The 19968-nt window shown below is 70.1% G+C and carries 20 protein-coding genes and 1 pseudogene; 13 read left to right on the forward strand and 8 right to left on the reverse strand.

What is annotated here, in order from left to right:
- Positions 1-3: 3 nt before the first annotated feature.
- Complete coding sequence (locus ACTRO_RS15150; protein WP_034263698.1) at positions 4-660, reverse strand: Bax inhibitor-1/YccA family protein; 657 nt, start codon at positions 658-660, stop codon at positions 4-6.
- A 562-nt stretch (positions 661-1222) separates the two neighbouring features.
- Between ACTRO_RS15150 and ACTRO_RS15160 the strand changes: the two genes are divergently transcribed.
- The 7 genes and pseudogenes from ACTRO_RS15160 to ACTRO_RS43345 all read left to right on the forward strand — a co-directional run bounded on the left by ACTRO_RS15160 (position 1223) and on the right by ACTRO_RS43345 (position 9034).
- Complete coding sequence (locus ACTRO_RS15160; protein WP_051450870.1) at positions 1223-1693, forward strand: VOC family protein; 471 nt, start codon at positions 1223-1225, stop codon at positions 1691-1693.
- A gap of 143 nt (positions 1694-1836) precedes the next feature.
- A complete protein-coding gene (locus ACTRO_RS15165) occupies positions 1837-3192 on the forward strand; it encodes a dihydrolipoyl dehydrogenase family protein (RefSeq protein WP_211244260.1) in 1356 nt (451 codons plus the stop codon).
- 53 nt (positions 3193-3245) lie between these two features.
- Entirely contained in the window at positions 3246-4535 is a 1290-nt protein-coding gene (gene egtA, locus ACTRO_RS15170; protein ID WP_051452397.1) for an ergothioneine biosynthesis glutamate--cysteine ligase EgtA, read from the forward strand.
- A gap of 17 nt (positions 4536-4552) precedes the next feature.
- Complete coding sequence (gene egtB / locus ACTRO_RS15175; protein ID WP_051450871.1) at positions 4553-5938, forward strand: ergothioneine biosynthesis protein EgtB; 1386 nt, start codon at positions 4553-4555, stop codon at positions 5936-5938.
- Positions 5938-6681 (forward strand): annotated as a pseudogene (gene egtC, locus ACTRO_RS50955) (ergothioneine biosynthesis protein EgtC); the annotation flags it as partial. The gene egtB and the pseudogene egtC, both read left to right, overlap by 1 nt.
- A gap of 189 nt (positions 6682-6870) precedes the next feature.
- Complete coding sequence (egtD, locus tag ACTRO_RS50960; protein WP_034274979.1) at positions 6871-7866, forward strand: L-histidine N(alpha)-methyltransferase; 996 nt, start codon at positions 6871-6873, stop codon at positions 7864-7866.
- 142 nt (positions 7867-8008) lie between these two features.
- Positions 8009-9034 (forward strand): GGDEF domain-containing protein, encoded by a 1026-nt coding sequence (locus ACTRO_RS43345; protein WP_051450872.1) that lies wholly within the window; start codon positions 8009-8011, stop codon positions 9032-9034.
- A gap of 56 nt (positions 9035-9090) precedes the next feature.
- Here the strand turns inward: ACTRO_RS43345 and ACTRO_RS15190 are convergent, their stop codons facing one another.
- Complete coding sequence (locus tag ACTRO_RS15190) at positions 9091-9990, reverse strand: LysR family transcriptional regulator (protein ID WP_034263704.1); 900 nt, start codon at positions 9988-9990, stop codon at positions 9091-9093.
- A 101-nt stretch (positions 9991-10091) separates the two neighbouring features.
- On the opposite strand from ACTRO_RS15190, the gene ACTRO_RS15195 reads away from it, so the two are divergent.
- Positions 10092-10517 carry a nuclear transport factor 2 family protein gene (locus tag ACTRO_RS15195; RefSeq protein WP_034263705.1) on the forward strand — a complete coding sequence of 142 codons (426 nt, stop codon included), beginning with the start codon at positions 10092-10094 and terminating at the stop codon, positions 10515-10517.
- 64 nt (positions 10518-10581) lie between these two features.
- On the forward strand, positions 10582-10968 hold the full coding sequence (locus tag ACTRO_RS15200; protein WP_051450873.1) for a YybH family protein: 387 nt from the start codon (positions 10582-10584) through the stop codon (positions 10966-10968).
- Between the two features lie 75 nt (positions 10969-11043).
- Here the strand turns inward: ACTRO_RS15200 and ACTRO_RS15205 are convergent, their stop codons facing one another.
- A complete protein-coding gene (locus ACTRO_RS15205) occupies positions 11044-11406 on the reverse strand; it encodes a nuclear transport factor 2 family protein (protein ID WP_034263708.1) in 363 nt (120 codons plus the stop codon).
- 139 nt (positions 11407-11545) lie between these two features.
- Between ACTRO_RS15205 and ACTRO_RS15210 the strand changes: the two genes are divergently transcribed.
- Positions 11546-12370, forward strand: coding sequence for a MerR family transcriptional regulator (locus ACTRO_RS15210; RefSeq protein ID WP_034263710.1), 825 nt, complete (start codon positions 11546-11548; stop codon positions 12368-12370).
- Between the two features lie 1475 nt (positions 12371-13845).
- On the opposite strand, the gene ACTRO_RS15215 is transcribed toward ACTRO_RS15210, so the two are convergent.
- The gene (locus tag ACTRO_RS15215) at positions 13846-14700 is read right to left on the reverse strand and encodes a hypothetical protein (protein WP_211244261.1); all 855 of its coding nucleotides are present in this window, start codon (positions 14698-14700) and stop codon (positions 13846-13848) included.
- A gap of 711 nt (positions 14701-15411) precedes the next feature.
- Between ACTRO_RS15215 and ACTRO_RS15220 the strand changes: the two genes are divergently transcribed.
- On the forward strand, positions 15412-15867 hold the full coding sequence (locus ACTRO_RS15220; protein WP_034263711.1) for a DoxX family protein: 456 nt from the start codon (positions 15412-15414) through the stop codon (positions 15865-15867).
- 107 nt (positions 15868-15974) lie between these two features.
- On the opposite strand, the gene ACTRO_RS15225 is transcribed toward ACTRO_RS15220, so the two are convergent.
- From ACTRO_RS15225 to ACTRO_RS15235, 3 genes are all read right to left on the reverse strand, one after another.
- Positions 15975-16637: a cytochrome b/b6 domain-containing protein gene (locus tag ACTRO_RS15225; protein ID WP_034263712.1), complete on the reverse strand. Its 663-nt coding sequence runs from the start codon at positions 16635-16637 to the stop codon at positions 15975-15977.
- The gene (locus tag ACTRO_RS15230; protein ID WP_245594385.1) at positions 16621-17271 is read right to left on the reverse strand and encodes a molybdopterin-dependent oxidoreductase; all 651 of its coding nucleotides are present in this window, start codon (positions 17269-17271) and stop codon (positions 16621-16623) included. The genes ACTRO_RS15225 and ACTRO_RS15230 overlap by 17 nt, the downstream gene beginning before the upstream one ends.
- Before the next feature lie 128 nt (positions 17272-17399).
- Positions 17400-17576 carry a hypothetical protein gene (locus ACTRO_RS15235; RefSeq protein WP_245594386.1) on the reverse strand — a complete coding sequence of 59 codons (177 nt, stop codon included), beginning with the start codon at positions 17574-17576 and terminating at the stop codon, positions 17400-17402.
- A 206-nt stretch (positions 17577-17782) separates the two neighbouring features.
- Between ACTRO_RS15235 and ACTRO_RS15240 the strand changes: the two genes are divergently transcribed.
- Together ACTRO_RS15240 and ACTRO_RS15245 are read left to right on the forward strand one after the other, a co-directional pair.
- On the forward strand, positions 17783-18700 hold the full coding sequence (locus ACTRO_RS15240) for a MerR family DNA-binding transcriptional regulator (RefSeq protein ID WP_051450874.1): 918 nt from the start codon (positions 17783-17785) through the stop codon (positions 18698-18700).
- A complete protein-coding gene (locus tag ACTRO_RS15245; RefSeq protein WP_034263717.1) occupies positions 18630-19124 on the forward strand; it encodes a hypothetical protein in 495 nt (164 codons plus the stop codon). Before ACTRO_RS15240 ends, ACTRO_RS15245 begins: the two co-directional genes overlap by 71 nt.
- A gap of 3 nt (positions 19125-19127) precedes the next feature.
- On the opposite strand, the gene ACTRO_RS15250 is transcribed toward ACTRO_RS15245, so the two are convergent.
- A complete protein-coding gene (locus ACTRO_RS15250) occupies positions 19128-19955 on the reverse strand; it encodes a helix-turn-helix domain-containing protein (RefSeq protein ID WP_034263718.1) in 828 nt (275 codons plus the stop codon).
- Between the last annotated feature and the right edge of the window lie 13 nt (positions 19956-19968).

Consider the following 19968-nt stretch of genomic DNA (forward strand, 5'->3'; position numbering starts at 1 on the left):
CCGTCAGTTCCTGCGGCCGCCACCGCCGAAGATGCTCAGGAAGAACAGGAACACGTTGAGGATGTCCAGGAAGATCGAGGCCGCGATCAGCTGCGCCGAGGCGTTCTGGCGCGAGCGGCGCAGGCGCTGGAAGTCGATGACGGTGAAGCCCGCGAACACGAGCAGCCCGAGGATGCTGTAGATCATCGAGGCGTGCGGGATCCGCGCGAACATCGTCACGACGCCGAAGATCAGCAGCGCGAGCAGGGCCCAGAAGCACGTGCGGGCCAGGGCCGACAGATCCCGCTCGGTGGCGTAGCCCGCCGAACCGAGCGCGGCGACGAACAGCGCCGTCGCCCCGCCGGCGCGCCACAGCGTCTGCGGGTCGCTCGACGCGTAGTAGAGCAGCGTCGGGGCGACGGCCACGCCGAGGAACATGCCGAAGGCGGCCAGCAGGACGGTGGTGGTGTGCGGGGAGCGGACGGAGGTGAAACGCATCGCGATCAGGCAGACGAAGGCGGCGATGAACGCGATGATCCCGGCCCCCGGCGCCATCTGACGGCCGAGGTAGGCGCCCACGGCGAAGAGCGCAGCGGTGCCGGCGACATAGGTCATAGTCCTGGCGAACAGCGTGTTCGCCGAGACCCCTGAGTTCCAGCGGGTCGCAGTCGAGTCGTACACGGATTCTCCTGATCGGCGTCACGGCGGGCAAAGGCGGCGGACCTGGTGAGACCTTGCGGGACCCATTGTCCGCCATGACAACGGAAAACCGTAGGCTTCTCCAGTCGCCGGAAGACCGCCGTCACAAACGCGCGTCGCTCGACTCCGGATACTTCGACAGGCCGCTGATCAGGGTTAGGACACTGACCTGGGCGACCGCCGGCTCATCCCCCGAGCCTCGCAGCGCGAGACCGTCGTCCGTGGCTCCCACCGGGGACGATGTCGGAACGCACAGGATGGCCGATGTCCGCCTCTCCTCCGGCGCCGCCGATGCGACCTGCACGGCGCGCGCCTGCTCGCCCTCAGTCAACACCTGGAGGTGATCGGCAGCACTGCACGTCGGCCGATCGGTGTGCCGGACAGCGGGCTGGTGCCGGTCCGATCCGGCTGCCAGGAGGGTGATGCCGTGAATCGCCGGCTGCTTGAAGGGGCACTCTTCCACCGACGCCGAACGCCGATCATGCCGCACCCGCCTGCGGCCTGGGCGTGATCGGATTATCAGACCGACGAATGGAGGCACCTGATGGCCGAACTTCCGTCACCGCCGGAGGGAATCGTACTCGCCCACTTCATCGTCTCGAGCGATGTCGAGCGCTCTCGGCGCTTCTACACCGAAGTGCTCGGCGGCCGGCTGGTCTACTCCGGCCCGGGCGGGCTGACCTACGTCGCACTCGCGAACACCTGGATCATCATCAACGTCGGCGGAGGCCCGACCGACGACAAGCCGTCGGTCGTCCTGGAGACGCCGCCCGATCCCGACCGGGTCAGCAGCTTCCTCAACATCCGGGTCAGGGACATCCACGCCATCTACGCGGAGTGGAGCGGCCAGGGTGCCCAGTTCCTCACGCCGCCGAAGCAGCACCAGTACGAGATCCGCTGCTACATGCGCGATCCCGACGGCCACCTGATCGAGGTGGGGCAGACCACCGACCCCTCGGGAGACTGGACGCCCGCCCACTGGCCGCCGAGCACGCGCACCGGCGATTCGGCGTGAACGCCGAGGTCAGCCTCTTCCGGATGCGGGCCGCGGTCGTCTGTACGAGGCTGGTCGGGTCTGCGGTTCGAGCGGGCTGCGCCGAGGCTCGGTGAACAGGCCGGGAGCGGACTGCCGACAGGGGGCAAGCAGAAGGGCAGAGTGTGGACAGCACCTACGACGTCATCGTGATGGGCGGCGGCTCACCCGGAGAGCACTGCGCCGGCGCTCTGGCAGAGGGCGGCCTACGGGTCGCGCTCGTGGAACCGGAACTGGTCGGCGGCGAATGCTCCTACTGGGCCTGCGTCCCGTCGAAGACGCTGCTGCGTCCAGGCGAGGCGGTCCAGGGCGCGCGGGAGGCTGCCGCCACCGCGAAGGTCGATGTCGAGCAGGCTCTCGCGTGGCGCGACTACATGGTGTCCGACTACTCGGATGCGGGACAGGAGCGTTGGCTCGCCGACCACGGCATCGACCTGCTACGCGGAGCCGGCCGGCTCGCCGGACCGGGGTGCGTCGAGGTGGCCGGGGTCCGCTACCGGGCCGAGCACATCGTCGTGGCCACCGGCGCATCCTCCTTCATCCCGCCTGTTCCCGGGCTGCGGGAGCTGCCGGGACTGTGGACGAACCGCGAGGTGACCGGCATGAAGGCCGTCCCGCGGCGGCTGGTCGTGCTCGGTGCCGGGCCGGTCGGGGTGGAGATGGCCCAGGCCGTGCGACGGCTGGGCGGCGAGGTCGTGCTGACCGGACGAGGCCGGCGTGTGCTGCCGCGCCAGCCCGCGCCTCTCGGTGATGCGCTCGGCGAGGTCCTGCGCCGCGACGGGATCGAGCTGGTGCTCGGCCCGGGGACGACCGGCGCTCGGCAAGATGACGGGGACTACGTCCTCAGCCTCGACGACGGGCGGGAAGTGCGCGGCGACAAGCTGCTCGTCGCCACAGGCAGGCGCCCCCGCGTGCACGACATCGGCTTGGAGACGGTCGGAGTGCGCGCGGACGAGCACGGCATCCCCGTTGACCGGAACCTGCGCGCCGCGGAGGGCATCTGGGTCGTGGGCGACGCGACCGGCCAATGGATGCTGACCCACGCCGGCAAGTACCAGGGCGAGGTCGTCGCGGACAACATCCTCGGCACGCCCCGCGAAGTGGACTACCGGGCCGTGCCGAGCGTCGTGTTCACCGATCCGCAGGCGGCGGCGGTCGGCGCCCAGGATGCGCTGTTCAGCGCCACCGTGCCGCTGTCCGAGGTGGCCAAGACCGCCACCTACACCCGCGCCTACGCCGACTCCAACGGGTTCCTCACGCTGCTCAGCGACGGCCGCGTGCTCACCGGCGCCTACGCGCTCGGCCCCGAGGCGGGCGAATGGCTCCAGCAGGCGACGCTCGCCATCCGCGCCCGGATTCCGCTGGACGTGCTGCGCGACACCATCCAGCCGTTCCCCACGTTCTCCGAGATCTACGTCTCCGCGCTCAAGGCCGTGCACGACAAGGTCAGCGCCGAGAAGCGGCAGCCTGCCGGGACGTAGCGCCGGCAGCTCTCGGCCGCGAACGGCATCACCGACCGGCATTGGAGTTCAGCATGGAGCGCAGGCTCACGATCGCGGCCGACGAGTGGCTCTCGGCCGCACACGCCGCTGACTACATCCGCGGCGTGTGCTTCAAGACCGGTCCGCCCGCAAGCACCGGCGTCGAGCTCGAATGGCTCGTCCTCGACCGCGCGCAACCCCACCGCCAAGTCCTTCCCGAGCAGCTCGACGAGGCGCTCGCCTCGCTCCCGGCGGCCGACGGCTGCCTTCCCAGCGGCACCCGGATCACCCGTGAACCCGGCGGGCAGCTCGAGCTCAGCAGCCCGCCCGCATCGCGGCTGCTCGCCTGCGTCGACACCGTCGCCGAAGACCTCGCGCTGGTCGGCCGGGCACTCGACGTCCACGGCCTGGAGCTGTCCGGCTACGGGCTCGACCCCTTCCGCGACCCGCAGCGGGTGACGGACCATCCTCGCTACGCGGCCATGGAGACGTATTTCGACCGGATCGGCCCGTGCGGCCGGATGATGATGCGGGCCACCACCGCGATCCAGGTCAACCTGGACGCCGGCACCGAGGACGGCGACCTCGACGGCTATCGGGCCCGCTGGCAGTTGGCCCACCGGCTCGGTCCGGTGCTGGTCGCGGCCTTCGCCAATTCCCCGCTGTGGCAGGGCGAGCCGACCGGCTGGCGCTCGACCCGGCAGGCGATCTGGGAGAACGTCGATCCCGGCCGAACCAGCCCCCCGCAGGACCTTCCCGCCCATGCCGACCCGCGCGACGCGTGGGCACGGTTCGCCCTGGAAGCCGGGCTGCTGTGCCTGCGGCGCAAGCCGTCCGAGGACTGGACCGCGCCGCACGGCCACACGCTCGCCTCGTGGCTGGACGGCGGCATCGCCGAGCGCCCGATCACCCGGGACGACCTCGACTACCACCTCACCACGCTCTTCCCGCCGGTTCGCCCCCGCGGCTGGCTGGAGCTGCGCATGATCGACGCCCAGCCCGGCGACGGCTGGATCGTCCCGACGCTGCTCACCGCGGTGCTGCTCGACGACCCCGAGGCCGCTCAGGCCGCGTGGAGCGCGACGGAGCCGCTGTGCGCCGCGTCCTCGCCGTTCCCGCCGCAGGCGGTGTGGTCGCGCGCGGCGAAGCTGGGCATGTCAGCGCCCGAATTCGGCAAGGCCGCAATGGCCTGCTTCGAGGCCGCCATTCCGGCCCTCGCCCGCGCCGGAGTGCCCGGGGCGATGCGGGAGAAGGTCGCGGACTTCGCCGCACGCTATCCCGCGCGTGGCCGGTGCCCCGCGGACGACCTGTTGGACGACGCCGCTGCCATCCCGCCCGCATAACCGGAAGGAACACCCTGATGGCCGTGCCTATCCGAATACCCGACGCGCCCGCGCCGCCCCGAACCGACGAGGCGATGCGCGCGGCAGTGCGCGAGTCGCTCGAGCAGGCCCGGCGGCGCACGCTCGCGCTGACCGACTGCCTCGGTGCGGACGAGCTCGGCGCGCAGCACTCGCCGTTGATGTCGCCGCTGGTCTGGGATCTCGCCCACGTCGGCAACCAGGAGGAGATCTGGCTGGTGCGCACCGCCGGCGGCGAGGCCGCGTTGCGCCCGGACCTCGACTCGCTCTACGACGCGTTCCAGCAACCGCGCGCCGAACGGCCCGAGCTGCCGCTGCTGACGCCGCCGCAGGCTCGGCGGTATATCGCCGCGGTGCGCGAACGCGCCCTCGACGTGCTGCTGAAGGCCCCGCTCGGCCCCGACCAGGACCCGCTGCTGGCCAACGGGTTCGTGTTCGGCATGATCGCGCAGCACGAGCAGCAGCACGACGAGACGATGCTGGCCACCCATCAGCTCCGCCGAGGCCCGGCCGTCCTGCACGCCCCTCGGCCGGAGCCGGCGCCCGCGGACGCGGCTGACCTGCCGTCAGAAGCCTGGATCCCGGGCGGCCCGTTCACCATGGGCACCGACGACGAGCCCTGGGCGCTCGACAACGAACGTCCCGCCCATCGCGTGGAGGTGCCCGGCTTCTGGCTGGACACCGTGCCCCTCAGCAACCGCGCGTTCCAGGAGTTCATGGCGGACGGCGGCTATCAGGATCCGCGCTGGTGGAGCCCTGAGGGCTGGGCGCACCGCGTCGAGGCGGGCCTGCACGCGCCGCTGTTCTGGCAGCGCGGCGCAGGCCCGGAAGCAACCGAAGGAGACTGGTTGCGCCGGCGCTTCGGCGTCCTGGAGCCGGTGCCGCCGGACGAGCCGGTGCTGCACGTGTGCTGGTACGAGGCCGACGCGTACGCGCGCTGGGCCGGCCGGCGCCTGCCGACGGAGGCGGAGTGGGAGAAGGCCGCGCGCCACGACCCGGCCACCGGGCGCTCGCGCCGCTACCCCTGGGGCGACCAGGATCCGACGCCGCTGCTGGCCGACCTCGGGCAGCGCCACCTCCAGCCCGCGCCGGCCGGCGCCTATCCCGACGGTGCCTCCCCGTATGGGGTGCGCCAGCTGATCGGCGGCGTGTGGGAGTGGACCGCGAGCGACTTCGCGCCCTACCCGGGCTTCGCCGCCTTCCCCTACAAGGAGTACTCAGAGGTCTTCTTCGGTCCGAACTACAAGGTGCTGCGCGGTGGCGCCTTCAGCGTCGCCGAGGTCGCCTGCCGGAGTACCTTCCGCAATTGGGACTACCCGATCCGGCGCCAGATCTTCGCCGGCTTCCGCACGGCGCGTGACCCTCGGCCCGGGGAGGGACGCTGATGTGCCGTCACCTCGCTTACCTCGGCCCCGTCGTATCGCTGGCCGAGGTCGTGCTCCATCCTCCGCACGGCCTCTACCAGCAGGCCTGGGCGCCGCAGCACCAGCGCCACGGCACGGTGAACGCCGACGGCTTCGGCCTCGGCTGGTTCCCCGACCGCGCCGAGCCTGCGGACGGATCCCCACGCCGGGCCGCCCGCTACCGGCGAGCGGTGCCGATCTGGGCCGACCCCAACGTTCCCGAGCTCGCCGGCTCGCTGCGCAGCGACGCGATCCTCGCCGTGGTCCGCTCGGCGACGACCGGGACCGCCCAGGACGAGGGCGCCGCCGCGCCGTTCCGCGCGGGCCGATGGCTCTTCAGCCACAACGGCGCCATCTCCGACTGGACCGGCTTGCCGGCCGCGCTCGCGGAAGCCGCGGAAGCCGAAGCCGGGCCCGACACGGCTCCGCCGCTCGACCCCGCCGAGCTCCTGTCCCTCGAAGCCCGCAGCGATTCCGCACTGCTGTCGGCCATGCTGGCGAGCCGGCTGCGCGAGGGCGAGCCCGCGGACAGCGCCGCGACCGCGCTGGTCGGCCAAGTCGCGGCGGTCCGCCCGGACGCGCGCCTCAACCTGCTGCTGACCGACGGCGAGACCATCGTCGCCACCCGGTTCGGCGACACGCTCTGGTACCGCGACGCGCCCGGCCGGGTGCTCGTCGCCTCCGAGCCGGATGAGGTCCCGGACACCCGCGGGGCGGGCCCTTGGCAGGAGGTCCCCGAGAACTCGCTGCTGCTCGCAACCCGTACGGGTACTGATATCCGTGCCCTGCCGTCGTCCGAGGGGCACGTCAATGGACTGGCACGCGGCACGCGTCGCAGTACGGCACCGGCCGGCCAGCCGTCAGCCTCCGCTACTGCTGACGCGTCTAGCGGCTCGTCCGCGGGCTCTGCCGCCGTGCCCGCCCCCCGATTCACCCTCGCCCAGCGACTCCCCGCCGACTACCTCGCCAGCTCGCTAGGCCGCGACGTCACCGCCGGCCTTTCCGCCGCGACCAAGATCCTGCCGCCCAAGTGGTTCTACGACGCGCGCGGCAGCGAACTCTTCGAGCAGATCACCCGGCTCCCCGAGTACTACCCCACCCGCGTCGAACAGCGCATCCTCACCCGTGTCGCCCCGGAGATCGCCGCAGCCACGCGCGCCGCCACTGTCTTCGAACTCGGCTCCGGCTCCTCCCGCAAGACCAGGCTCCTGCTCGACGCCCTCACCGAGCGCGGCACCCTCCAGTGCTACGCCCCGCTCGACGTCAGCCCCAGTGCGCTGGAGCAGGCCGGCGCGGCGCTCATCCACGACTACCCGGCGCTGACCGTGTCCGCGACCGTCGCCGACTTCGAAGCCGACCTCACCCTGCCGCCCGAGGCCCCGGGCCCGCGCCTGATCACCTTCCTCGGCAGCACCATCGGCAACCTGGACCCGGCCGAGCGGCCGGAGCTCTACCGCATGCTGCGCGCCGCCCTCGGCCCCGACGACGCGTTCCTGCTCGGAGCGGACCTGGTCAAGGACCGCGACGTGCTGGTCCGGGCGTACGACGACAGGCAAGGCGTGACCGCGGAGTTCAACAAGAACGTGCTCTACGTCATCAACCGCGAGCTCGGCGCCGACTTCGACCCCGACTCCTTCACCCACGTCGCGCTGTGGAACGAGGAGGAAGAGCGCATCGAGATGCATCTTCGCTCCCAGCGTGCCCAGACCGTCAAGGTCCGGGCGCTCGACCTGTCCGTCGACTTCGCGGCCGACGAGCTGATGCGCACCGAGATCTCCTCCAAGTTCCGGCGCGACGGTCTCACGGCCGAACTAGCGGACTGCGGGCTCGACGTGCGGCAGTGGCGGACCGACAAGGCCGAACGCTTCGCGGTGCTCCTGGCCGTTCCGAGCGCCGCGCCCGAGGGCTGACGAGCGGGAGGGTGCCGACTCGCCGACGGTCAGCGCAATGGCCGGGTCGTCTCACCGGCGCGCGGCAGACTGAGACCGCTGCGGAAGGTCAGCCGGCGCTGCGGCTGCCGCGTGGAGTTCGGATTCGCGATGACGAGGTTTCGTGCCTGAGGCGGTCGGCGATCTCCGGTATCCGCGGCGCGTCGCCGGCGGACTGTTCCTGCTGGGCGCCGCGTTGGCGGCGGCCCTGGCGAGCGCGCCGTTGCCGCCCGGCAGAGCAGGCGGGCGCGTCGTCGTCTACAGCCTCGTCGGAGTATCGGCCCTGTTCGCGCTCGTCCTGCTCCTGCCACGCCCGCAGGCACCGGACTGGCTGGTCTACGTGTCCCCCGCGCTGGCCATCGGGTTGATCTTCACCTGCATCGTGGTCGCGGACGTCATCACGGCCACCAACGTGATGCTCCTGGTGTGGCCGATACTCCTGGCCGGATGCCTCCTCCCCCAGGTCGTCGCATGGACGACGCTGGCGCTCGGCCTCGCCGGCTTCGGGATCGTGGCCGCCGTGCTGGACACGCCGTACGGCTTCAGGCTGTGGCTGGAAGTCGCGGCCCCACTCGCGTTGACCACGGCCATCATCGTCACCTTCCGGCGGCGCGTCGAAACCCTGTCGGCCGAGCTGCGCGCCCAGGCGCACCGCGATCCGCTGACCGGCCTGGCCAACCGCCGCGTCTTCGAAGACTCACTCCAACGCGAGATCGCACGAAACCGCCGCCGCGGCGATCCGCTCTCGCTGCTGACGGCCGACATCGACCACTTCAAGCGCGTGAACGACACCTTCGGCCACCAGACCGGAGACACGGTTCTGCGCGCCCTGGCGGACCTCCTCGCCGAACACGTCCGCGCCGGCGACCTGGTCGCACGCACCGGCGGTGAAGAGTTCGCGATCCTGCTACCCGCCTGCGACGCGGACACCGCCTATCGCAGGGCCCAGACGCTGCGCGAGACCGTCGAGGCCGACTCCGCGCACTGGATCACCCCGATCACCGTCTCCATCGGCTCCGCGACCCTCCCCGACGACGCCGACTCCGCCTCGGCCCTGGTGGCAGCCTCGGATTCCGGCCTCTACGCGGCGAAATCCGCCGGCCGCAACGCCGTCCGCTGCCCACGCGAAAACCGGGATGACGGATCATAAGCCTGATGCCGAGCCGGCCGGTCACGGCGTGGTCGGTGACACCGCCAGGTACACCTTCACTCGGCAATCGTGCGTATGGCTCGGCAGCCGTGGATGAAGTCGCGCGTAGCCGGGTCGTGGTCGTTCGCAGCAGGCCAGGCGACGCCGACCTGGCTGGGGCTGACGCCGCGCACCGGCCGGTAAGCCACGCCGGGCCGTTGATAGAAGCGTGCGGTGGCTTCGGGCGTAAGGCTTACGCCGTAGCCGTTGGCGATCGCGGCGAGCCACTCATCGGGGTTGTGGGCGACGGCGCCGATCCGCACGGGACGGCCGTCGCGCTCGTCGGTGGCGAGCCAGTACTCACGCCACCAGCCGGATTCGGCCGGCGTGGCGATGAACGGCTCATCCCACAGCGCCCGGAACTCGATCTCGGGCTGCTCGGCCAGCGGGTGGGTGTCCGGCAGAGCGACCCAGCGCGGCTCGGTCAACAGGACCTCGACGTGGAGCGCCTCCTGCCCAGGGAAGGGCAGACGTACCAGCGCGACATCGACGCGGCCGTCGGCGAGCCCCGCAGTGGGATCGGACCAGTCGCTCTGACGCATCTCCACGCGCCAGCCGGGCCGGCGGCGGGCGAAGGCGGCGATGATCTCCTGGGTCCGTTCGTTGGCGGCAGAAGCGACGAACCCGACCCGAAGCACCCGCGCGGCCCGCGAGGCCGCGGCCGTGCTCGCACGCAGAGCGGAGTCGAGCTCGGCGAGAGCGGCGGGCACCCGCGCCGCGAGCGCCTCGCCGGCCTCGGTGGTCCTCATTCCGGCTTTGGAACGAGTGAAGAGAATCGTGCCGAGCTGCGCCTCCAGTTGCTTGATCTGCTTGGTCAGCGCGGGTTGAGAGAGGTAGAGCCGCTCGGCGGCCCGGGTGAGGTTGCCTTCCTCCGCGACGGCGACGAAGTAGCGCAGCAGGCGGGTGTCCACATCCATGCGACCAGGTTATGGATCGATGTATTGGACCGCGTCACGGGGGCCGGGCAGAGTTGATCTCAGAAGCAGAACACCGGCTGAAGCAGAGGACGGATACAGACATGAGCCAGAACCCGAAGATCGAGGCCATCAACCGCTTCTTCGCCGCCTACGCCACCTACGACCTCGAGGGCATGCGCGCGGTGCTCACCGACGACATCGCCTGGACGATCCCCGGCCACCACCCGCTCGCGGGCACCAAGCACGGCGTCGAGGAGGTAGCCGCCTTCTTCACGCAACTGGGCAAGGCCGGCTTCCAGGCCGAGCCGATCTTCCTGGAGGCCAACGACGAATACGTGGTCGACATCCACCGTGGGTACACCACCGAGGGCGTGGGCCAGGTCGACACGATGTGGGCGCTGGTGTGGCACTTCAACGCCGAGGGCAAGATCGACCGGGTGCTGAACCTGTCGGGCGACCAGCACCAGATGGACGCCTTCGTCTGGGCCAACTACGACCTCGCCCCCCTGCCCGCGCGCCTGGCCTGACGTCGCGGGCGTAGCCGTCGGACGCGGCCGACGGACGCGGCCGTCGGCGGGGAAGGAGTCGAGCATGCCCGAGTCCACGGCCAAGTCCATCGCCGAGCCCACCGCGTTCGTCCGCGCCTATGAGCAGGCCACGAACAGCCACGACCTCACCCGGCTCGCGCCGCTGATCGCCCCCGACGCCGTCTACTGGTTCTCCGACGGATCACACCACGGCCGTGACGCCGTTCTAGCCGCCATCGCCGAGACCTTCGCCACCATTCACAACGAGGTCTACCGGATCGACGACCTGGAGTGGATCACAGTCGGCCATGGCCACGCGGTCTGCCGCTATCGCTTCACCTGGACCGGCACCGTCGACGGAAGACCGAAGTCAGGCACCGGCCGAGGAACCAACGTGCTCGTCAACACCGAGGGCACCTGGCTGATGCTCCACGAGCACCTCAGTGCATGATCAGGGGCCCCGCCTGGCGGGGCCCCTTCGTCCTGTCGACCGGCCGAGAGGGTGTCCGAGCTCGCGGGCCCGCTCTCAGTAAGCGGGCTGGTTGCGGATGACGATCAGCGAGGTGATCTTGCTGTCGCACACGGTGAAGTAGTTGGTCATGATCAGCTCGCCGGGCAAGTTCGTCTTGTCGTACTCGCCGTCATAGCGCGCCCGCACGATCTGGTCGCCGTAGTGGTCCACGACCTCGGTCACATCGAGCGTGACCTTGTCTCCGACCAGTTCCTTGGCCGCCCAGCGGCGGATGGCCTCGGCGCCGCGGAACTCGCGGCGGGCGTCGTTGACGAAGGCGTCGTCGGCGAAGGTGGCGAGGATCGCGTCGGTGTCGAAGGCGTTGACGGCGCGGACGTGCTCGGCCAGGACCGGCAGCAGCGTGGTGGTGTCAGACATGAGGTCGACCTCTCTGAATCGGACTCTGTGGCCGCCGCCTCGGCGACCTGGTATCCACGTTGGTCGCTCCGGCCACGGGAGGGTCAACACGCGGCGCGCACTTCGACTCTCCACCGGGGGGAGACTTGATACTGGCTCCATGAAGCCGACACTGACGGTCGGGGACTTCTCCCGGATCACGCACCTGAGCATTAAGACGCTGCGCCACTACCACCAGGTCGGCCTGCTGGACCCCGACCATATCGACCCCGACACCGGCTACCGCTACTACACGCCCGATCAGATCCCCACCGCCCAGGTCATCCGCCGACTGCGCGACCTGGACATGCCCATCGCCGACGTCAAGGCCGTACTGAGCACCTCGGATGCCACGGCACGCGGCGAGGTGATCGCGACCCACCTCGACCGCCTGGAAGCCGAACTGGCCCACACCCGTGCCGCCGTGACGTCCCTGCGCAACCTGCTGGAGCGTCCCTCCGGCGCCCCCGTGCAGCACCGCACGGTGGCGCCCTGCCCGGCAGTGGGGATCACCGCCGAGTTGGACCGCAGCGACCTGCTGGCCTGGTGGCAGGGCGCCCTGGCCGAACTGCACGCCGCCGTCCAGACCCAGGACCTGAAGCCGACCGGCCCCAGCGGCGGCCTGTACGCGAGTGAGATCTTCCAGGAGGACCACGGCCGGGCCACGGTCTTCATCCCTGTGGAGGGTGACGTACGCTCCATCGGCCGGGTCGAGCCCATGGTGGTCCCGGCCGCGGAACTGGCGGTCATCACCCACCGCGGCTCACTCGCCGACGCCGACCTCACCTATGGCGAACTCGGCGCCTACACCACCCACCACGAGATCAGCGTCGCCGGCCCGCTCCGCGAGTACTACGTGCGCGACGCCCGCGAGAGCCCCGACCCCACACACTGGGTCACCGAGATCGGCTGGCCGATCTTCCGAGCCGACCACCAGGAGAGTTAAGGCGAATTGATGATCAGCTGAGTGCTCCTGGAGTGTGGTGGCTTGTCGGTTCGGGGCGGTCGTCGTGGTGTGGGCGGGCGCTTCGCTCCGCCCGGTTTGTCTGTCCACCCACCCACCCGTTGCGTTGGCGGGGTGGGCTGGAGTTTCAAGATCTCGCCTCCGGCGCGGGCCCTTCCCTCGGAGAGTGCCGGGTCCTCGTGGGTGCTGGCGTTGGCGGGGCGGGCTGGGGTTCGGGGTGGTCGGGTGCCGGGTGTGTGCTCTCTCCTCGGCCGGTCCCCGGAGGCAATCAGGAACCTGCCGGGAGCTCAAGCGGCGGTGACTTGGGTCGATGCTCGATTCTGCAGGGCGCCGCTTGACCTCCCGGCAGAACCCTGATCGGGCTTCGCCTGCCCGACCGAGGAGAGAGCACACCCCCTGAGGGAGTGGTGCGGGCTGCGCTCGGGCCGGGTTCTGTCCGGTGGCCTGGTCGTGCTCGGTGCGGAAGGATTCTGCATCGCCCTGGTGTGATTGTCCCGGTGGTCATGCGAGGCGCGGGATCGCGTGGCTCGGTCGTGCGCTGAGGGGAATTCCTGCATCTCGTACGTGCTGGACGGTGACGATTCCGTGCGGCATGCGGCCCGGGATCTTCCGATCCGGCGTCGTACGCTCCGACGGGCGCGTCCCTTGGTCACCTCCACCACCCCTCCCGCCACAAGTCCCAAGTCCCGACAACCTCCGTACGCTTCCATGCTAGACGCCGCCACCGACAAAAGCCGTATATCTGGCTTTTACTGGATAAGGAAGATTCCGGAGATTTAAGGGGAACTCGGGCGTGCTCCCCGGCGTTGAAGGACTAGAGAAGAAAACAGCGGCTCAGACGGCGATGCCAGATCTCACATCAGGCGTGGCCGGACCACCGGCCCCGCCGCGCGGATCGATGATCGAGATGGTCGGATCAGGGTGATGCAGAATCCTTCCGGATCGAGCGCGGCCCGGCCACAGGGAGGGACCCGGGCCCGAGCGCCGCTCAAACCACTCCCCCAGGGGGTGTGCTCTCTCCTCGGTCGGGCAGGCGAAGCCCGATCAGGGTTCTGCCGGGAGGTCAAGCGGCGCGATGCAGAATCGAGCATCAGCGGAAACCGCCGCCGCTTGAGCTCCCGGCGGGTTCCTGATTGCCTCCGGGGACCGACCGGGGAGAGAGCACACACCCGCAACCCGGCCACCCCGGACCACAGCCCGCCCCACCAAAGCCAGCACCCCACAGACTCCGGCATCCCTCTCCGAGGGAAGGGCCTGCCAGCGGCGCCTTTCGATCTTGAAACCCGAGCCCGCCCCGCCAACGCAACGGGTGGGTGGGTGGTCAGACGAAACGGGCGACGCGAAGCGGCCGCCCACACCCCGACAACCACCCCGACCCGGCAAGGCACCACGCCCCAGGAACACTCAGCCGATCATCAATGCGCAGTAGGTGTCTCGATGACGCGCGCCCCTGGTACTCAGCGTGCTGCTCCACTGTTTGCGGAGACCTGCAGGGAGGAGGTGTCGACGGCCTCGAAGTCAGAGCCGGTGAGAGCGGAGAGCGCGGAGAGTTCGTCGTTGTTCCAGCGCTGGTCCTGGGTGCCGCTGATGTACCAGGCGGAACCGTTGTCCGCGACGATCGCACCGTAGGTCTTCAGCGCCTGCGCGACGACTCTGGCCTCCGGCGGCAGGCCGGAGATGTCCACGTCGGCCTTCAGCCTCAGCCGCAGACCCATCGGCGGCAGATCGGGGTCGGTGTCGGAGGACGCGTCGTGTCGGGCCGGCCACAGGTATGCGGCCTGCGACTTGGGCACGGTGATGCGCAGCGCGTGGTCGATCGCGCCCGCCGCGGCCTCGTCGTACCGGGCCAGCCCGGGCAGGATCGGCAGACCCGCCGCGTCGGCGGACGTCCATCCGGCCGGACGCAACGCGTCCGAGTTCAGGTTGAAGACCGCGCCGGATCCGGCGTGCCACGCGCCGCCGGACGACGCCGTGGCATCGTAGAGCTCGTAGTCGCGGCAGTCGCTCGGGTCCAGCGCGATGACGTGTCGGTCCCCGTCGGACTGCGCGCCGCCCTCGATCGACGCGCCGGCCGGAATCGGGTAGGGCCCCGGGTCGCTCTCATCGGCGTAGTCGAAGGAGACGTGGGCCGGGCTCGTGCCGGGCGGAATCAGCGTGATCGGCATGCCGATCGGTTCGCCGTCCCAGGTTCCGGAGCCGAAGTCGGCGTGCACATGGCTCTGCGCGCCGATGTTCGCGACGTAAGCGCTCGAGCGGGAGGCGACCGGCAGCGTGTCGACCTTGGCGCGCCAGATGCTGTCGGCCGGCGCCACCGGACAACCGTCCAACGTCGACGCCAACTGACCACGGGCGGCCGCCGAAGGGGATGCCGAAGCCCGCGCTGCCGAACGGGAGGGCGTCGGCGTCGAACTCGGCGTGCCGACCTGCGCGGATACCGTCACGACCGCCACGGTCCGGTTCGTCTCGGCCGCGGCCGGATCGACAGGTGGCGCGCTCGGATTCCCGCCCGAGCTCATGACCACGGCGGCGACCACGGCCAGGCACGCGACTGCGCCGACCGCAGCCAGAACGGCACGGCGCCGAGCCGGACGTCGCCGGCTGCGACCTCTGTGACCAGACATGATCCGGGACCCCATTCCGCGAGACGCGCGCACGCATAAAAGAGTTCTAACGGCGGAGCGGGCCGCCCGGCCGCGAGGCCGTACGGCATGGTAGCCCACCGGCAGGGGCCGACCCGCGCACGGGACGACGTCACGCCGGCGCTCGTTCCGGTGCTGCTGATGGGGCAGATGCAGCAGGTACGACAGATGTGGCGGATGCGGCGTATCTGCTTACCCCGGCAGAAATTCCGCAGAACACGTTGAACCGCCGCCACTCCCACTCCGTGTAGCAGGATGCTGACTCACCGAGTCGGTGTATCCGCCCCCGGAGCGCCCCGGGCCGTCAGCGCCGACGTCCCCGGGGTCCGCCCGGTCCCGTCCGCCGACCCCCTCGGCGGACCCACACGGAAACGGTCATACCGGATGCAGAATCTCAAGTCGATGCACGGGCACGCCATCTCGCTCTACCGCGCGGTGTTCGGGCTGCTGTTCGCCTGCCACGGCGCGGCGACCCTCTTCGGGGTCTTCGGCGGAGCGGTGGGCAGCCGCGGCGGCACCCTTTCGCCGCTGGACTGGCCCGGCGGCACCGCCGCGCTGATCGAGCTGGTCGGGGGCGTCTTCGTCCTGGTCGGCCTGGCCACCCGTACCAGCGCGGTGGTCTCCTCGGGCTCGATGGCCTACGCGTACTTCACCGTGCACGTCAGCCACGGCCTGCTCCCGATCCAGAACGGCGGCGAACTGGCCGTCCTGTTCTGCTGGGGGCTCCTGATGGTCGCGATCCTGGGCCCAGGCCCGCTGTCCCTGGACGCGGCCATCGGCCGCCTGCGCGCACCCGGCACCACCACGACGGCACTGCGCGCGGAGACACAGGAGAGTTGATCAGCTCGTGAGGCCCGGCCGGCCGACGTGGCAGCGTCGCCACGTCGGCCGGCCGCGGTCATCCACGTCGGCCAGGCGGCATGTCGGGTCGCACTTCAGGGGACATATCAGGGTTCGTCTAGACCTGCCCGCGCCTCCCGCTCGGCGGCGACCTCCTGTGCCCAGAGCTCGTGCTCCTGCTCGGCCCACCAGCGCGGGACGCTGCCCCAGCGCATCCCGGCCCGCGCGTGCCGGTCGCGCATCGCGAAGTAGACGTGGCCGATGATGTCGAAGCCGATGGCCAAGGCGAGCCAGTCGTGGACGAACGTCGCGCCGGTACGCATCGACACACCGACGAGGCCCTGGAACCACATCATGACCCCGGTACCGGCCATGACCAGAATCGCCCCGCACAGGAACGCGGCGTTCAGCTTCTGCCCGGCGTTGAACTTGCCGACCTTCAGCTCGTGCCGCTCGACGCTCCCGGACCGCCAGGCACGGTGCCTGAACCAGGCCCGATCCTGATCGGTGTGCCGGTTCAGTCGGCGCGCATCGGCGCGGTAGGCCTTCGAGAACACGCCGGCCGCCATCGGGACCGGCAGTGCGAAGCCGCAGTACAGGTGCACCAGGGCGACGAACTGCCGGTGTCCCGTGTAGATCGCCAGCTGGCCGTTGTAGAGGATCGCGCCGGTCGCGATGAGCGCGAGCATCAACCCGGTCGTGGCCCAATGGACGTAGCGCTCCGCCCGAGTGAAACGCTCGATGAGCTCGCCGTCAGGTGGTGGGAGCATCGTTCCTCCCGTTCGACTCGCCGACCCAGCCGTCCACCGCGTAGCCGAAGCCCTCCCAGTAGCCAGGCTCAACCCGGTCCACGACCTGGATCTCCGAGAGCCACTTGATGCTCTTGTACCCGTACATCGGCGCCGTGTACAGCCGAACCGGCCCGCCGTGGTCGTGCGACACCGGCCCGTTCAACATCCGCAGCGCCACGAGCATGTCGGGCTCCCGCGCCTGATTCAGCGTCAGGGACTCGGTGTAGACACCGTCGAACGACACGAAGCGCAGCGCCTTGGCCCGAGGATCGACGCCCGACGCGTCCAGCAGCGTGCTCAACCGGACGCCGCTCCAGGGCACCTGCGGCACGCGCCAGCCGGTGACGCATTGGAAGTCGGCGACGATATCGGTCTGCGGGAGAGCGGCGAGGTCGGTCAGCGAGTAGCGCCGCGTCTTCTCCACGAGACCGGTGACGCTGAGCCGGTAGGTCGCCGGATCGGCCGCGGGGACCGAGCCGGTGACCGAGTAATACCGGAAATTGTCGCCGAACGGGAGGATGCTCAGCAGACCGGTGGGGTCGTGCGCGGCGACCTTGGCCAGAGTGTCGCTGACGGTCCTGCCGGTCACGACCCCCGCGGCCCCGAGAGCCATGATCGACAGGACGACGCGGCGGCCGATCGGCCGGCCGGCATCCGCGTGCGCAGCCGCATCCGCATCCGCAGCCGCATCCGGAGGATCGCCGGGCCGCCCATCGGAACCGCCGCCTGCCGCCATCCTGGTCACCGCTTTCCGCTACGCACCCGCCACGCCCACCCGACCAAGGCGACTCCGACGAGTACCACCACCACACCCAGCACCGTGTACTGGGAGTGGCCAGTCATCACCGACCCGTGCATCGTGCCACTGCCCTGCGCGATCCACACACCTCCGACCGCGATCAGGATCAAGCCGATCACACCACGAACCCACACCGTACGCTCCGTTCACGAGCAAGTCGCCGGCCGAATGCCGACGCCTTCGCCCTCTCCACGTACCGCCGGCGAACTTCGTTCATCCAGGCACGCTACCGCCTTAGGCGACCCGTGCCAGCGAGGACGTCGACCGGCCGCTCGTCGCCGACCGCCTTGACTCTCAGGCTGCTTGAGAATCCATAGTGGCGAATATGAACGAGCTCTACTCCATCGGCGATGTCGCCCGCCGCACCGGCCTGAGCGTCAGCACGATCAGGTTCTACGCCGATCAGGGCGTCGTCGCGCCCACCGGCCTGACCGAGGGCGGCTTCCGCCAGTACGACGTGCACGCCATCGTGCGGCAGCACACCACGGCGGAGCAGGTCAGCCTGATGCACAAGCTCGTGTCGATGTCTGACGACGAGCGCGACCGGCTGATCAGCGAGTTCTGGGATTTCGTGACCGACGGCCTGGACGTGCATCCCGGCTTCGTCGAGCGGCTGCACCATCGGCGTCCGCACCTGCCCGAGGAACCGTCCACGGAGCAGTTGGAGGCCTGGATCGAACTGGCCGAGATCGTGCAGGACAAGGAGGTCCGCACGGCGGTGCGCGACTTCCTGCACCGCACCTTCGACACCGAGCAGGGCCGGCTGGTGGTCTCACCGGACATGGCGGCCCATGTGGAGAAGCAATGCAGGCTCCTGCTGGAAGCACGCGCCGCCTGGCAGGCGGGCGTGTCCGCGGATTCGGCGCAGGCCCGCGACCTCCCCGAGCGTGTAGCCGCCGGCTCGGCCGAACTGGTCGCCGCCATGACCGGGCGCTACGACATCGACGAGGCCCGGCGGCGCATCGTCGAGTTCGACGGCAAGGGGGCTCGACGGCAGACGAGCAGCACGGCCGGACTCACGCAGCTGAACCGGTATCACGTCCTGGTGGCGACGACCGCCGGCCTGCATCAAGCAATAGAGTGTGGGCCGTCGGGCGCTCACGGCGCTCAAGGGGGAGGAACTCATGCAGGGTTACGGCAGGCGGCCTGTTGCCCCTCTTACTCGTCCCGGTGTGGGCACCTGGACAGCCCTGCTCCTGTTCGGCATCGTCTCGTGGTGGGGACTGTGGGGTACGGCGGTTGAGCATGTTGACGTTCCCAATGGCTTCGATTGGCTCTGCTCGGTCTCGCTCGTCGGGATCGCCGTCTCGCGCTGGCTCACGCGGTACGGTGCAGATCGGCTCAACTACACGCAGCCCGGCCGCGAGAGGTGGTTCAACTCGGGGAGGGCGATCGAGGTGGGCGTCGTTCTCCTCGTTCCCGGCGCCGCCTGCTGGCTCGCGATGAAGATCATTGCGGCTCACCGGCGGGCAGGGACCCAGCGTGCCGTTGTTTCCATCCTGTGGGCGCTGTGGGCTCTGTCCGGCGCAGCGGGACTGGCTACGGCCGCGAACCCGGCGGCCCTGTTCGTGGCGAGCCTGATCAACGCAGCAGCCATCGGGACCCTGATGTTGCTGGAAACCAAGCCTGGCCGCCAAAACGAGAGTCGTCTCGCTGCCAACTGGTAGCCCTCACGCAGGGCCGCGGCGAGCATCAACTGTCGAAGCCGCCTCACCTGTCCCACTCCCGGTTTCCGCGAGTGCACGCAGGATCTCCGCGCTTTCCGCGTCCGCGGGATAGTAGGACTCGATGGAGAGTTCCTCGAGGGTGACGTCCTGCGCCGTGCCGAAGGTCGTGATCGTGGAGATCAGGCTCACCCGGCGGTCCTGGAAACTGAAGATCATCGGCACTGCCACGTCGAGGGGCGGCGTTCCGTGAAGGGCTTCGGGCTCACGGTGCGCGAAGAACTCGTCGTAGAGCGCGCCGATCTCGGGATCGCCGGTCTTCGCGAGCTGACGCGAGAGCCGCGCCCGGAAGAGCGCGCGCACCTCGGGGAGGTTGAGGATGCGCGGCGCCAGGCCTCGGGGGTCGAAGCCCAGCCTCACCATGTTGACCGGAGGGCTGAGCAGCGCGGGATCCACGTTCGCGAGGAAGAAGTCGACCGGCGCGTTGGCCAGGACGATGTTCCAGCGTCGATCCACGATGAGCGCCGGATAGGGTTCGTGCGCGCGCAGGATCCTGGCCAGGGCGTCTCGAACAGCGGACATATCCGGCCCGTCGAGCAGACGCTCGCGGTACTTCGGCGCGAATCCGGCGGCGACCAGCAGGCGGTTGCGCTCGCGCAGCGGCACCTCGAGGCAATCCGCGAGCCGGAGGACCATGGCCGCGCTCGGGTTCGACCGGCCCGTCTCGACGAGGCTGACGTAGCGCTGCGATACGTCCGCGGCCAGTGCGAGATCGAGCTGACTCAACCGGCGGGCTTGTCGCCAGCCGCGTAGAAGTCCCCCGACCGTCTCCATCCGTTCGACCCTA

Source organism: Actinospica robiniae DSM 44927 (assembly GCF_000504285.1).
Taxonomy (GTDB): Bacteria; Actinomycetota; Actinomycetes; order Streptomycetales; family Catenulisporaceae; genus Actinospica; species Actinospica robiniae.

Bases quoted from the DNA above. Each gene is read 5' to 3' on its own strand.
- ACTRO_RS15160 (WP_051450870.1), top strand. From the start codon at position 1,223: ATGGCCGAACTTCCGTCACCGCCGGAGGGAATCGTACTCGCCCACTTC.
- egtA (WP_051452397.1), top strand. From the start codon at position 3,246: ATGGAGCGCAGGCTCACGATCGCGGCCGACGAGTGGCTCTCGGCCGCA.
- egtB (WP_051450871.1), top strand. From the start codon at position 4,553: ATGGCCGTGCCTATCCGAATACCCGACGCGCCCGCGCCGCCCCGAACC.
- ACTRO_RS15190 (WP_034263704.1), bottom strand. From the start codon at position 9,990: ATGGATGTGGACACCCGCCTGCTGCGCTACTTCGTCGCCGTCGCGGAG.
- ACTRO_RS15195 (WP_034263705.1), top strand. From the start codon at position 10,092: ATGAGCCAGAACCCGAAGATCGAGGCCATCAACCGCTTCTTCGCCGCC.
- ACTRO_RS15200 (WP_051450873.1), top strand. From the start codon at position 10,582: ATGCCCGAGTCCACGGCCAAGTCCATCGCCGAGCCCACCGCGTTCGTC.
- ACTRO_RS15205 (WP_034263708.1), bottom strand. From the start codon at position 11,406: ATGTCTGACACCACCACGCTGCTGCCGGTCCTGGCCGAGCACGTCCGC.
- ACTRO_RS15210 (WP_034263710.1), top strand. From the start codon at position 11,546: ATGAAGCCGACACTGACGGTCGGGGACTTCTCCCGGATCACGCACCTG.
- ACTRO_RS15220 (WP_034263711.1), top strand. From the start codon at position 15,412: ATGCAGAATCTCAAGTCGATGCACGGGCACGCCATCTCGCTCTACCGC.
- ACTRO_RS15225 (WP_034263712.1), bottom strand. From the start codon at position 16,637: ATGCTCCCACCACCTGACGGCGAGCTCATCGAGCGTTTCACTCGGGCG.
- ACTRO_RS15230 (WP_245594385.1), bottom strand. From the start codon at position 17,271: ATGGCTCTCGGGGCCGCGGGGGTCGTGACCGGCAGGACCGTCAGCGAC.
- ACTRO_RS15240 (WP_051450874.1), top strand. From the start codon at position 17,783: ATGAACGAGCTCTACTCCATCGGCGATGTCGCCCGCCGCACCGGCCTG.
- ACTRO_RS15250 (WP_034263718.1), bottom strand. From the start codon at position 19,955: ATGGAGACGGTCGGGGGACTTCTACGCGGCTGGCGACAAGCCCGCCGG.